This is a genomic window from Halogranum gelatinilyticum, from assembly GCF_900103715.1.
In the GTDB taxonomy this organism is placed as follows: Archaea; Halobacteriota; Halobacteria; order Halobacteriales; family Haloferacaceae; genus Halogranum; species Halogranum gelatinilyticum.
The window spans coordinates 196,796-209,019 of sequence record NZ_FNHL01000002.1 but is presented as its reverse complement, the minus strand read 5'-3'; the positions used below and the strand labels follow the sequence as shown (position 1 = coordinate 209,019).

Below are 12,224 nucleotides of genomic sequence, written 5' to 3'. Positions count from 1 at the left end.
GGCTCGACGGAGCGAGCGCAAGAAGGCGACGATGTGGGACAAGCCCTAAGCCGCCCGTCGGCGTATTGACCAGTATGGCAGACAAGAAGTTCACCTTCCTCGAACTGCATCTCGGCGACGGCGACGTCCAGTTCGGTCCCAAATCGATCTCGACCGGCGACGAAGCGACCGACGAAGAACTCGAATTCGACGACGCTGAGGCCGACGAGAGCGGCTGCTCGGGCGGTAAGAAGCTCCTCCCGGTCGTGCTCGTGCTCGTCCTCCTCGTCGGTCTCGCGGTCGCCGCGAAGAAACTCGCCGGTGGCGCGGACCTCGACGAGTTAGAAGACCTCGACGAGCTCGTCGACGAGAACTGAACCGCGACCGTTTTTGACGCTCTCACCCACGTCCAGAGAGAAACCGCCAAACCCCCCGGCCGACAAGCCGGGGGTATGAACCCCAGTTCCCTCGCCGGGCGACTCCGCGCCGAGACCGAACGCGCCGACGAGCGTCGGCTGCTCGTCCTCGCGGGCGACCGCGACGCCGGGTTCGACGCGGCCTACGACGTCGTCGAGACCGCCGGGTTCGCCGACGACGGCGTCACCGTCGTCACCGAACGCGAGGGCTTTCGCTTCGAGCGAGTCCACCCCAAACACGCCGGCGACCTGCTCGGCACCACCCGCGACTGCGTCGTCCTCGACGCCCACGGCGAGTTCTCTCCCAACGCCGTCGGCCGACTGGTGGGTGCCGTCGACGGCGGCGGCCTGCTCGTCCTCCTCACGCCCCCACTGGACGACTGGCCCGACGCCCGCGGCGGCTTCGACGAGTATCTCGCCGTCCCGCCCTTTACCGTCGACGACGTGACCGGCCGGTTCCGACGGCGGCTGGTCGAGACGCTCCGCCAGCATCCCGGCGTCGCCGTCGTCGACGTCGATCGGGACGAAGTCGAACGCGACGGTCTGACGGACGCCCCGGCGGCGACACCCCGAACCACGCCCGCCGCTCCCGGCGACGCGGTCTTTCCCGCGCTCGCCTACGAGTCGTGTCTCACGGGCGACCAAGCACGGGCGGTCCGGTCGCTCGAACGCCTCCGCGGGTCGGGTCACGCTGTCGTCGTCGAGGCCGACCGCGGTCGAGGGAAGTCCAGCGCGGCCGGGTTGGCCGCGGGGAGCCTCGCCGCTGAGGGGCGGGACGTGCTCGTCACTGCGCCTGGGAGCCGAAATGCCGCGGAAGTCTTCGCCCGTGCGCGAGAGCTCCTGTCGGGAATCGGCGCGTTGGCGGGCGAGCGAGACGACGGAGACGACGAATCCGGACCCCACCTCCGGACCATCGAAGGCGGCCACGTCCGCTTCGCCGACCCGCCGACCGCGGCGACGCTCCCCGACGGCCCGGACGTGCTGCTCGTCGACGAGGCCGCCGCGCTCCCGGTTCGCCTGCTCGAACGGTTCCTCGACGCGCCCACCGCGGGCTTCTTCACCACCATCCACGGCTACGAGGGCGCAGGTCGCGGCTTCTCCGTCCGCTTTCGGGACCGCTTGGCCGAGAGCGACCTCGCCGTCCGCGACGTCCACCTCGCCGAGCCGATCCGCTACGCCCGCGGCGACCCCGTGGAGTCTTGGGCCTTCCGCGCGCTCCTGCTCGACGCCCAGCCCGCGGTCGACCCGCTCGTCGTCGACGCCGACGTCGAGAGCGTGGAGTACCGCGACCTCACTCCCGACGACCTCGCTGCCGACGAACATCTGCTGCGCGAGGCGTTCGGACTGCTCGTGCTCGCGCACTACCGGACCGAACCGACCGACCTCGCGCGTCTGCTCGACGCGCCCAACCTCACGCTCAGAGCACTGCTGCACGACGGCCACGTCGTCTCCGTCGCGCTGCTCGCCCGCGAGGGCGGTCTTGACGCCGAGTTGCGAAGCGAGATGTACGACGGCGGCCGGGTGCGGGGCAACATGCTCCCCGACGTGCTGACCAGCCAGCTCCGCGACGAGGACGCCGCGGTTCCGGTCGGCTACCGCGTCATGCGTATCGCCACACACCACGCCGTCCGCTCGCAGGGACTCGGGTCGCACCTCCTCCAGCGAGTCCGCGAGGAGTTCGCCGCCGACGTCGACTGGCTGGGAGTCGGCTACGGCGCGACCCCGGAACTGCTGCGCTTCTGGGAACGTAACGGCTACCGGACAGTCCATCTCTCGACGACCCGCAACGCCACGAGCGGCGAATATTCCGCGTTGATGCTCGACCCGACGAGCGAGGCCGGGAGGGAACTACAGAGCCGCCACACCGACTGGTTCCTCCGGCGTATCGAGGGCGTCCTGAGCGACACCTTGCGGGACCTCGACCCCGACGTCGCCCGCGCCGCGATTCGGGCGACGCACGGCGACGCCCCGCTGGACCTCACGGACCGCGACTGGCAGGTCGTCGCGGGCGCGTCCTACGGGCCGGGACTCTACGGGACGGCTCCGCGAGCCTTCCGCGACCTCGCGGTTCGGACCCTCTCGGACCCCGACGGGCCCGAGTTGTCGCCGCGCGAAGAACGCCTGCTCGTGCGGAAAGTGCTCCAATGTACGCCGTGGGACGACGTGGCCGACGCACTCGACTACCACTCGACCGGCCAGTGTATGCGCTCGCTCGGCAACGCGTACAAGCCGCTCGTCGACGCCTACGGGAGCGACGTCGCCCACGCCGAGCGCGGGCGGTACACCGAATAGCCGTCGCGTGCGATAGTGAGGCATGGCAGAGTGTAGCGAGTCGGGCTGTGACCGCGAGGCGGCCGTGCGGCTCTACATCCCGTGGGCAGAGGACCGAGAGGTCTGTACGGCCCACGGGCGCGCGTTGGTCCAGCAGGACGGCGTCGTCGCCGAGGTGCTGGAGGGCGCAGAGGTTGACTGGCGGTGAGCGGAACGCTCAGAGTCCGCTGACGACGGTGGCCACGAGAAGCCCGCCAACGCCGACGAGTCCGACCGCGCCGCAGACACGCATCGCGCGGAGATAGCCGGCGCGGTGGCGGTCGAGCGTCTCCGTCGCGACACCGAGGCTCCCGACAGCGACACCGAGAGACATCGCCGTGACGGCGAGCGTGAACGTCGAGCCGAACGGGTCCACGAGGAGTGCGGAGAGCGTCCGCGAGGTGACGATGTAGTTCCAGTAGAGACCGAGCGCGGCCAGCGAATACAGCAGAAACGCACCGGCGACGACGCGTTTCGCGGCGGCTCGGATGGAGGGCGAGAGCATACTTCGATTTCACTACCGTCCGGCAAGAACGTATCGGCGGGTGACACGACGTCGTCGCTGGCGACCGTGAAAAAACGGAGAACTGGGAACGGTTTCGAGGTGATTACCGGAGGTCGGCGGCCATCATCACTTCGTCGACGTAGTCGCCGTTCATCTTGTAGTGGTCCTCGCGGACGGCCTCGGTCTTCCAGCCGTGGCCTTCGAGGAACGCGATGGCTTGGTCGTTCGTCGCCGGGACGCTGTTGTAGAGCTTCTCGAAGCTGTGCCCGCGCGCCCACTCGGTGCCGCGTTCGAGGAGCTTCGTGCCGATGCCGTGGCCGCGGAACTCCGAGCGCAGGCCGACCGTGAGGACGGCGGTGTGGCTCAGTTTCTCGGCCTCGGGCAGGTCGAGGTGGACCCAGCCGACGACGTCGTCGTCGACGCTGGCGACGAAGAACATCCGCGAGCCGGTCTCGTTGTGTCGGAGGATGACCTCCTCGTGGTCGATGACGTCGGCGACCGTCTCGGCCTCGATGTAGGTGCCCTCTTCGGCGACCTCGTGGATTGTGTCGACGAGCCGGTCGAGGTCGACCTCCTGGGCCGACCGGATGGTGAACTCGACGCCGTCGGACTTGTGAGTCTGGGCTTCCTCCTCCTCGTAGGCGACCTGTACCTTGTCGCCGACCTTTCGGATGTAGCCGTCACGTCGGAGGATGGTCAGATGCGCGCCGAGCGCGCCGGGGTCCATCCTGAGTGCCCGACGAACCTCGTCCTCGCGGACGGTTCCGTTGCTCTCGATGTAGTCGTAGACGTCCTTGCGGTCCTTGTGGTCGAAGTTCAACCTCTCCGTGATCTCCATGCAGACTGTTACCACGCCACAGTACATAATTGTTGTTCGTGATAATTATACACGAGAGAGTCCGCGTCGCCGTCGACACCCCCCTCGCTACCGCGGCTGGCAACATCTTCCCGCTACCGCGACCGTCGGCACTTACCCCGCTGCCGTGACTGTCGGGTCGGTCACTCGCGTCGCGACGGGACGCAGGTCAGGAGTTGGGCCGTGTCGCGGACGTTGTGCGTCTTGAGCAGCATCTCGGCGGCCTCGCGAATCGAGAACGACGCGTCGAGGTCGACGCCGTAGCACTGCGCGTAGCACGTCAGCCAGTCGTTGAGCGCGCGGTGGAGCAAGCGTAGCTCTTCGGCCGAGAAGGCCACGTCCCACTGGGCGGTGTGGGCCTCGACGTAGAGACCGACGACCGGACCAACCCCGTCTCTGGCACACCGGAGTGCTCGCTCGTCGGGCGGTTCGCTCGTCGCCTCGGGCGGCGCGAACGACTCGCGCGCGGCTCGCGCCTCGTCGGCGAGGTCGCGGATGCGGTGGACGTAGCCCGAGTGGGCCACGTCGGCCGACCCGTCGGTCGGCGCGTCTCCCCCCGTCGTCCCCAGCTCAGCCGCCGCGTCGTCTGTGTCGCCCATCGTTCACCCCTGTCTGAACTCGATTCCCTTGCCACCGCTCGGATGGTTCCAGTCGGTGTCGGCGACGACAGCACAGGTCCCACACTCGACGCAGGGCTGGGTATCGAGACTCACGACGCGCTCCTCGCTGCCGTTGGTCTTGACCGTCTCCTCGCGGTAACAGCCGCCGCCGAAGTCGACCGCGCTGACCGGGCAGGCCGAGACGGCCGCGCCGCTCGCCTCGAAGGAGTTGTCCTGCAGGACGATGTGGGCGTTGCCGACGTCGGTGTCGTAGGTCAGCGCGCCGATGCGCTCCTCCAGACTCGGCGGCTGGACGCGGCTCTCGTCGACGACGGGTTCGCCGAGTTCCTCCGCGATGATTCGCGGCAGGGTGACGTACGGCGTCTTCGTGTCCGGAATCAGCATCGACAACGCCGAGGTGTTGTAGAGCCGTTCGAGCTGGCCGCCGAGCGCGCGGACGCCGAGTCGACCGACCGGCGAGGTGAGAACGGCGTCGGTGAGGCTCGCGACGGGCTCGCGCTCGCCGAGCGCGCTCACGACGTCGTATCCCCGCGGCCGGAGCTTGTCCATCACGCCCTCGTCGCGGAGTTTCTGCGCGTAGAGCGCGCCCGCCGACTCGGGGCTGTTGCGCGACTTCGCCTCGGCGTAGGCCTCGGCGGCGAGCGCGCCCGCCGTGACGGCGTGGTTCATCCCCTTGATGATGGGGCCCTGCGCCTGCATCTGGCCGGCGGCGTCGCCGACGACGACGAGGTTGTCTTTGTACGGCTCGCGCAGGGCGACCTTCTTCGAGTCGGGCACGAGCTTCGCCGAGTACTCCAACTCGGTGTAGTCGTCGCCGAGCCACTCGGCGAGCAGCGGATGCGTGAGCAGGCCGTCGAGCAACTGGTGCGGTTCGGCCTGCTCGGCGACGAGGCTGTCCAGATGGAACACCGTCCCGATGGAGAGCGACGCGCGGTTCGTGTAGAGGAACCCCCCGCCGCGGACGTCCTGGAACAGGTCGCCCGAGAACAGATGGGCCACGCCCTCGTCGTCGTCGACGCCGAACCGTTCGGCGATACGGTCGTGCGGCATATCCACCACGGCCTTGACGCCCTGGAACCACTCCTCAGGGCGTTCCCAGTCCATCAGGCCGGCTTCGCGCGCCAGCTCGGAGGTGACGCCGTCGGCGGCGACGACGATGTCGGCCGTGATGGGGTCGAGTTCGTCGCAGGTGACGCCGACGATGCGGCCGTTCTCCCGCAGGAGGCCGTTGACGCGGACGCCCGTCAGGAGGCCGCCGCCGGTCTCCTTCGTCTTCTCGTGGACCTGCTCGGCCAGCCACGAGTCCATCGTCCGCCGGAGGACGGCGTCGGACCACTCGGTATCGTGTTCGTGGAGGTCCGTCAGGTCGAACGTCTTGACCCGGTCGCCCGCGACGTTGTGGATGTAGTACTCCGTGATGGGCCGTTCGGCGGCCGCCTCGCGGAACCCCGGAAAGAGGTCGTCGATGGTGTACGGCGCGGACTCTTCGGCGTAGATGAGCCCGCCGGAGACGTTCTTCGCCCCGGCTTCGACGCCGAGTTCGAGGACGAGCGTCTCGATGCCGTAGTTCGCGAACGTCGCCGCGGCGGCCGCCCCGCCCGGTCCCGCGCCGACGACGACGGCCTCGTAGTGTTCGCGCGCCTCGCTCTCGGGTGGCCGCTCGGACTCACTCATCGCCGTCACCTCCGTCGGTCACGGCGGGCCCACCCGGCGGCGTTTCGGCGAGCGCGGCTTCGAACTCGCCGTTCTTCAGCGCCTCTGTCAGTCGGGGCAGCACCTCGAAGAGGTCGCCCTCGACGAAGTAGTCCGAGAAGTCGCGGATACGCGCCTCGGGGTCGGTGTTGACGGCGACGATGACGTCGGATTCGTCCATGCCGACCTTGTGCTGGACCGCCCCGGAGATGCCGGCGGCGATGTAGAGCTTCGGCGCGACGACCTGTCCCGTCTCGCCGATCTGGCGGTCCTCGTGGGTGTACCGCTCGACGTGGCCGTCGAACTGGTAGGAGCCGGTGACGATGCCCCGCGAGACGCCGACGTCGGCGTCCTCGAAGGCGTTGGCGAGGTCGACCGCGAGTTCGATACCCCGCGTCGGGTCGTCGCCGATGCCCCGGCCGACGGCGACGATGACGTCGCGGCCGGTCAGGTCGACGCCCTCGTCCAGTTTCTCGTAGCCGGTTACGGAGACGCTGAACCAGTCGTCGTCGAGGTCGGCCTCGTGGCGAACGACCTCGCCCTCGCGTTCGTGGTCCGGGTCGGGAATCTCGAAGCTCCCCGGAATGACCGAACCTCCCTGCGGATGGAACTCGCGTCGCGGGTTGTCGAGACAGAGGATGGTCGAATATTCGAAGCCCGAGAAGTCCGGCCGCTTCATGTGCAGGACGCGCTCGAAGGTCTTCTTCTCGCCCGCGACGCCGGTCTTGACGGGGTTTGAGATGACCGTGTCCTCGATGTAGAGGTCCGAACAGTCGCTCGCCAGCCCCGAGTCGAGCTCGGCCTGCACCTGCGCCGAGAGGTCTCGGCCGTTGTTCGTCGCCGGGAACAGCACGTAGCGCGGCTTGTCGTAGTCGCGCCAGTCCGCGTCTCTTCCTCCAGAAACCTCGCCGCCGTCGTGGCTCGCGCCGCCGCGTGCCATGTCGCAGAAGAGCTCGCAGAAGGGTTTGTGTTGGAACCGACTCAATCGTTCGTCCTCGTGGACGACGACGACGTCCGCGCCGTAGGCGATCACGTCGTCGGTGTGCTTCGAGACGTCGTCGCCGATGAGCACCGCGACGACCCGCTCGTCGGTGTCGTAGCGGTCGTTGTAGTCGTCCATCAGCTCGCGGGACTTCCCGAGCATCTCCTTCGAGACGTCGACCAGCTCGCCCGCTTGCGTCTCACAGTAGACCCAGAGGTCGCGGTAGACGCCGCCGTGGAGCGCGCGGACGTGCCGCTTGTCGGCGGTCGGATGCGAGAGGTCCGGATGCTTCTCCTCCGGCGGCAGCTCCTCGACGGCTTCGACGTCGACATCGTCGCGCTCCTCGCTGCCTTCGATGGAGTCGATGCGGCTCTCGATGAGTCGCTTGACGCCCTTGCGGTCTTGCCCTTCCTTCTCGCGGTCGAGCAGGTCTCGGAGGTCGGCCACCTCGTCGATGGACTGCACGGCGTTGCCGACGTCGGCGGTCGACATCTCCTCGAGGTCCAGTTCACCGGCGTCCGCCACTTCCTCCTCGCCGTCGCCCTCGAACTTCTCGATGCGGCTCTCGATGAGCGCGATCGCGCCAGCGCGGTTCTGTCCCTCCTTCTCGGCGTCCAGAATCGAGTGGAGTTCGTCGAGATCATCGACGTCCTTGATTGCGGGGCCGAGTTCGGCCATCTCGTAGTCGTTCGGGTCGAGCGTCATCGCCGCTCGCCTCCGTCGGCCTCAGCGTCGTCCGCGGGAGTCGGTGAGAAGACCACGGCAGGAACGTCGGCCACGTCGTCGACGACGGCGAGTTCGGTCGGCTCTTCGGCGACGGCGACGAGTTCCGTCGGCTCGGCGCGGAACACCGCCGGAAGGTCCGTGCGGGCGACGTCGACGTCGACACCGCCGTCGGTTTCGGGACCGTCTCCCGTGTCGAGTCCTTCATCCGTTTCGACACCACCGTCTGTCTCGACGCCGCCGTCGGCAGCAGCGTCGGCAGTGCCAGCACCGCCCGCCGCAAAGGGCTGCATCGTCTCGAAGACCTCGGCCATGGCCGTCTGGTCCGTCGGCGAGACCATCGTGGCCTCGCGCTCGGCGGGGGCCTTCGGAATCGGGTCGACCGACGAGACGATGGTCGGCGAGCCGTCCAGGCCGATGTAGTCGGGGTCGAGGTTCAGGTCCGAGTGGTCCCACACGGTGAGATGGTCCTCGAAGTTCGCGGCGCGCTCCGCCGCGACGGCGCGGAGTTCCTTGAGCGTGAGTCGGTGCGACGCGGAGCGGTAGGTCGGCGTGAACTCCGGATCGGCGATGACGAACGCGGGCAGCGACGCCTCGACCGTCTCGCGCTCGGTGATGTCGCCCTCGACGAGCCGCTCGGCGCGAACTGTGCCCGCCTCCTCGTCGACGTCGAGCGAGACGACGTGGGTGAGGATGGGCAGGTCGAGACACCAGCAGGTCTGCGGGCCGGTGTGGCCCGTCTCTCCGTCTGCGGTCTTGAAGCCCGCGAAAATCAGGTCCGGCGTCCCGAGCCGCTCGATGGCCGCGCTGAGCGTGATGGCCGTCGCCCAAGTGTCGGCGGCCGCCATCTCACGGTCGGAGACGAGATAGAGGTCGTCGGCGTAGGACGACGACATCGCCTCCTCCAACACCTCCTGATAGCCCGGCGGCCCCATACTCATCACGGTCACGCGACCGCCGTGTCGGACCCGTGTCTGTAACGCCGCGTCCAGCGCGAACGCGTCGTTCGGGTTCATCACCGTCGGCGTCTTTCCGCGCTCCAGATGGCCGTCTTCGTCGAACGATACCTTCCCCTCGCGGAAGTCGGGAACTCCCTTCGTCAGAACGACTGTGTGCATTGGTTACATCCCTCGTGGCTAGTGATAGTCCGAATTTATAATAATAGTTCGCACAGTATCGGCCACCACAGCGACAGCTCACCGTGCGGAGAAGACGAGAAGGTCGAGAGCGGCTTTAGATGCGGCCCGCGCGGCCGGGGTCGACGTCGATGGCGTCGACCGGACAGACGTCGACACAGAGCATACAGTCGATACACTGGTCCTCGTTGGTCGGTTCGGCCTTGATCTCGCTCTCGGGGTGGTCGGGCGTGTCGACCCACGTGAAGACGTCGACCGGACAGTCTTCGAGGCAGGCCCCGTCGGCGAGACAGATGTCGTAGTCGACGGCGACGTGCGTCCCGTGGATGCCGAGTGACTCCGGCGGCTCGACCGGTCCCCAGACGGCGACGCCGTTCTCCTCGCCGACTTTCTCGCGGTTCTTCTCGAAGTTCGGGTCGATTGCCATAGCTGAACAACACTGACGATACACTTAGTTCTTACAGACGTACCGCCCGACGTCCCGCCGAGACGGCCGCGTCACGACGCCGACTATTTGTCCACGCCCGCCATCTCGCCCCTATGGAACTCCTCGCGCTGGAGCCGCTGGCACTCGTCGCGCTCGCCCTCCTCGTCGTCGGCGTCGTCGGCAGCGTCCTCCCGCTCGTACCGGGCGCGCTCGCGTCGCTCGCCGGGGTCTATCTCTACTGGTGGACGACGGGCTACGCCGTCCCGAGTCTCCTCGTCCTCGCAGGCGTGACGGTGCTCGGACTCGTCGCACTCGTCGTCGACTACTTCTCGGGACCCATCGCGGCCCGCGCGGGCGGCGCGTCGCTGACGACGACCGGCGTCGCCGCGCTCGTCGGCTTCGCGCTCTTCTTCGTCGCCGGGCCGTTCGGCATCCTCCTGGGTATCGCGGGGACGGTGTTCGCCGTCGAATACTACCGTAACGACGACGTCGACGAGAGCCTGCGGACCGCCGCGTACGCGACGGTCGGCGTGCTGGCCTCGTCGGCGGTGCAGCTCGTCCTGACGGCGTCGGTGCTCGCCGTGATGCTCGTCGTCGTGTTTCTGTAATCCGTCGACCGGAGAGAGGAGAAAGAGACGGACAGAGACGCGCTACTTGTGCGTCCAGTAGACGACGGTCTCGTCGTCGCCCTGCTCGTCGACGCGGGTGAAGCCGATCCGCTCGAACTGGACGACCTCGTCCACGTCGGCGTCGGCGAAGTCCGGTTCGGCCTCGCCTTCGACGTCGCCGTCGGCGGTCCGCATCGTCACGGAGACAGTGTCGTCCGCGGGCACCCAGTGGATGACGTCGACGCCCTCGTCGCGGACGGCACTGATGTCGTCGCCGGTGTACTCGAACGCGTCGCGCGTGTGGCGGACACAGCCGTAGCCCTTGAGCCAGACGCGCTCGCCGTTGGCGGGCACGTCGTTGGGTTCGACGCGAACTGCACCGGGCACGGGGATGTGGCGACGGCCGCGGTCCTCGTGGTCGGGGTGCAGCGGCGGCTCGCCGGCCTCGGGTCCGCCGACGACGGCCTTCTCGACGCCGTCGCGGACGAGGAAGTAGCGGTTCGCCTCGTCGTCGACGATGTCGCGGTTGTTGGCGTAGACCGTCGACATCGCGAGGTCGACACCGCTGGTCGACATCCCGAGACCGACCATCGCGTCAACGATGGCCGAACCGAGGATGCCGCGGCGGCGGAGGCTCCCGATGGTCGGCGCGCGCGGGTCGTCCCAGCCGTTGAGTTCACCGTCCTCGATGAGCTGCTTGATGGTCGACGTGGACATCTTGATATCGTACTCGTCGACCTGGACGTGGCCCCAGTGGAGCACTTCGGGGTAGTCCCAGCCGAAGTAGTCGTAGACGAACTGCTGGCGTTTCGCGGAGTCCTGCAGGTCGATGCCGCGGATGATGTGGCTGACGCCCGTCAGCTGGTCGTCGATACCGGACTGGAAGTCGAGCATCGGCCACGCGCGGTAGTCCTCAGCTTCCTCTCGCGGGTGCGGCGTGTCGACCATCCGGAAGGCGACGAAGTCGCGCAGCGCGGGGTTCTTGTGCTCGATGTCGGTCTTGACGCGCAGTACCATCTCGCCGGAGGAGTAGTCGCCGTCGACCATCGCGTCGAACTCCTCGTGGACGGTCTCGACGTCCTTGTCGCGGTGCGGGCAGGGTTCGCCGCTGTTCTTCAGGTCGGAGAACTCCTCACCGCCGCAGGAGCAGGTGTACGCCCCGCCGAGGTCGATGAGTTCCCGCGCGTGGTCGTAGTAGGTCTCGACGCGGTCGGAGGCTTTGATGACCTCGTCCGGCTCGAAGCCGAGATAGTCGATGTCGTCGAGGATGGCGTCGTAGGCCGAGAGGTCCGGCCGCTTCGTCTCGGGGTCGGTGTCGTCGAAGCGAACCAGGAACGAGCCGTCGTACATCTCCTTGTACGTCCCGATGACGGCGGGCATGCGGGCGTGGCCGATATGCCACGGGCCGTTGGGGTTCGGCGCGACGCGCATCCGAATCTCGTCGTACTCCTCGACGTTCGGCAGGTCGGGCAGGAGCTGGTCGTCCTTTTCGTCCTCGGAGTCGAGTTCCTCCAGTTCCTCGGGTGCGAGCTCACCGAGTCGCTCGCGCTTCTCGGCGGTGTCCATGCCGTTGACCTCGCTGACGACGCCGCCGACGATGCCGGGGACTTCGCTCCCGTGGGGACGGAAGTCGGGGTTCTCGCCCATCAGCGGGCCCATGATGGCACCCACGTCGGCGTCGCTGTCGTGTTTGAGCGCGTTGAACAGGGCGTGTTTCTCCGCCTCCGCTCGAACGCGGTCGCGTAAGTCGTCGTCCATCGGGAGTGGGTTCCGTCTGCCGGGTAAAAACGAGTGGGGATTGGGCGCGAACGGTGGTGAGGAGTGCCACGGCGGGAGGTGCGCGGCGAGCGTGCGTCGACAGTGATGTGTCTCGTCGTTCGATATCAATACGAAACGATCCGTCGCTATCGCTCGTCAGTTATGAGTAGTCCGAAGGATTGGTTGGTGTGCGATACTGCTGCGGTGGTTGG

11 protein-coding genes and 1 pseudogene are annotated in these 12,224 nt (G+C 67.8%); 4 read left to right on the top strand and 8 right to left on the bottom strand.

All coding sequences use genetic code 11. From position 1 onward, the window contains the following. Positions 1-74 precede the first annotated feature (74 nt). The 3 genes from BLR57_RS07525 (at position 75) to BLR57_RS19315 (ending at position 2,874) form a co-directional block, all read left to right on the top strand. The gene (locus BLR57_RS07525) at positions 75-356 is read left to right on the top strand and encodes a hypothetical protein (RefSeq protein ID WP_089696097.1); all 282 of its coding nucleotides are present in this window, start codon (positions 75-77) and stop codon (positions 354-356) included. Between the two features lie 75 nt (positions 357-431). Beyond that, the gene (tmcA, locus tag BLR57_RS07520) at positions 432-2,687 is read left to right on the top strand and encodes a tRNA(Met) cytidine acetyltransferase TmcA (RefSeq protein WP_089696093.1); all 2,256 of its coding nucleotides are present in this window, start codon (positions 432-434) and stop codon (positions 2,685-2,687) included. Between the two features lie 22 nt (positions 2,688-2,709). Next, the gene (locus tag BLR57_RS19315; protein WP_170830586.1) at positions 2,710-2,874 is read left to right on the top strand and encodes a DUF8014 family protein; all 165 of its coding nucleotides are present in this window, start codon (positions 2,710-2,712) and stop codon (positions 2,872-2,874) included. Positions 2,875-2,883: 9 nt separating this feature from the next. Here BLR57_RS19315 and BLR57_RS07515 read toward each other — a convergent pair whose 3' ends face one another. The 7 genes and pseudogenes from BLR57_RS07515 to BLR57_RS07485 form a co-directional block, all read right to left on the bottom strand. After that, entirely contained in the window at positions 2,884-3,210 is a 327-nt protein-coding gene (locus BLR57_RS07515; protein ID WP_089696090.1) for a hypothetical protein, read from the bottom strand. 103 nt (positions 3,211-3,313) lie between these two features. Beyond that, positions 3,314-4,048, bottom strand: a complete 735-nt coding sequence (locus BLR57_RS07510) for a GNAT family N-acetyltransferase (RefSeq protein ID WP_089696087.1) — start codon at positions 4,046-4,048, stop codon at positions 3,314-3,316. Positions 4,049-4,209: 161 nt separating this feature from the next. Continuing rightward, entirely contained in the window at positions 4,210-4,665 is a 456-nt protein-coding gene (locus BLR57_RS07505; protein WP_244509955.1) for a DUF8055 family protein, read from the bottom strand. Between the two features lie 3 nt (positions 4,666-4,668). Then, positions 4,669-6,360 (bottom strand): FAD-dependent oxidoreductase, encoded by a 1,692-nt coding sequence (locus tag BLR57_RS07500; RefSeq protein WP_089696083.1) that lies wholly within the window; start codon positions 6,358-6,360, stop codon positions 4,669-4,671. Further along, the gene (locus BLR57_RS07495) at positions 6,353-8,065 is read right to left on the bottom strand and encodes an electron transfer flavoprotein subunit alpha/FixB family protein (protein ID WP_089696080.1); all 1,713 of its coding nucleotides are present in this window, start codon (positions 8,063-8,065) and stop codon (positions 6,353-6,355) included. The genes BLR57_RS07500 and BLR57_RS07495 overlap by 8 nt, the downstream gene beginning before the upstream one ends. A gap of 260 nt (positions 8,066-8,325) precedes the next feature. Further along, positions 8,326-9,201, bottom strand: a pseudogene (locus BLR57_RS07490) (electron transfer flavoprotein subunit beta/FixA family protein); the annotation flags it as partial. Between the two features lie 115 nt (positions 9,202-9,316). After that, positions 9,317-9,646 carry a 4Fe-4S dicluster domain-containing protein gene (locus BLR57_RS07485; protein ID WP_089696077.1) on the bottom strand — a complete coding sequence of 110 codons (330 nt, stop codon included), beginning with the start codon at positions 9,644-9,646 and terminating at the stop codon, positions 9,317-9,319. Positions 9,647-9,759: 113 nt separating this feature from the next. Here BLR57_RS07485 and BLR57_RS07480 point away from each other — a divergent pair, with 113 nt between their 5' ends. Beyond that, positions 9,760-10,254, top strand: coding sequence for a DUF456 domain-containing protein (locus tag BLR57_RS07480; protein ID WP_089696074.1), 495 nt, complete (start codon positions 9,760-9,762; stop codon positions 10,252-10,254). 42 nt (positions 10,255-10,296) lie between these two features. Here BLR57_RS07480 and BLR57_RS07475 read toward each other — a convergent pair whose 3' ends face one another. Further along, complete coding sequence (locus BLR57_RS07475) at positions 10,297-12,012, bottom strand: glutamate--tRNA ligase (protein WP_089696071.1); 1,716 nt, start codon at positions 12,010-12,012, stop codon at positions 10,297-10,299. Between the last annotated feature and the right edge of the window lie 212 nt (positions 12,013-12,224).

Bases quoted from the DNA above. Each gene is read 5' to 3' on its own strand.
- BLR57_RS07485 (WP_089696077.1), bottom strand. From the start codon at position 9,646: ATGGCAATCGACCCGAACTTCGAGAAGAACCGCGAGAAAGTCGGCGAG.
- tmcA (WP_089696093.1), top strand. From the start codon at position 432: ATGAACCCCAGTTCCCTCGCCGGGCGACTCCGCGCCGAGACCGAACGC.
- BLR57_RS07475 (WP_089696071.1), bottom strand. From the start codon at position 12,012: ATGGACGACGACTTACGCGACCGCGTTCGAGCGGAGGCGGAGAAACAC.
- BLR57_RS07500 (WP_089696083.1), bottom strand. From the start codon at position 6,360: ATGAGTGAGTCCGAGCGGCCACCCGAGAGCGAGGCGCGCGAACACTAC.
- BLR57_RS07495 (WP_089696080.1), bottom strand. From the start codon at position 8,065: ATGACGCTCGACCCGAACGACTACGAGATGGCCGAACTCGGCCCCGCA.
- BLR57_RS19315 (WP_170830586.1), top strand. From the start codon at position 2,710: ATGGCAGAGTGTAGCGAGTCGGGCTGTGACCGCGAGGCGGCCGTGCGG.
- BLR57_RS07515 (WP_089696090.1), bottom strand. From the start codon at position 3,210: ATGCTCTCGCCCTCCATCCGAGCCGCCGCGAAACGCGTCGTCGCCGGT.
- BLR57_RS07480 (WP_089696074.1), top strand. From the start codon at position 9,760: ATGGAACTCCTCGCGCTGGAGCCGCTGGCACTCGTCGCGCTCGCCCTC.
- BLR57_RS07525 (WP_089696097.1), top strand. From the start codon at position 75: ATGGCAGACAAGAAGTTCACCTTCCTCGAACTGCATCTCGGCGACGGC.
- BLR57_RS07510 (WP_089696087.1), bottom strand. From the start codon at position 4,048: ATGGAGATCACGGAGAGGTTGAACTTCGACCACAAGGACCGCAAGGAC.
- BLR57_RS07505 (WP_244509955.1), bottom strand. From the start codon at position 4,665: ATGGGCGACACAGACGACGCGGCGGCTGAGCTGGGGACGACGGGGGGA.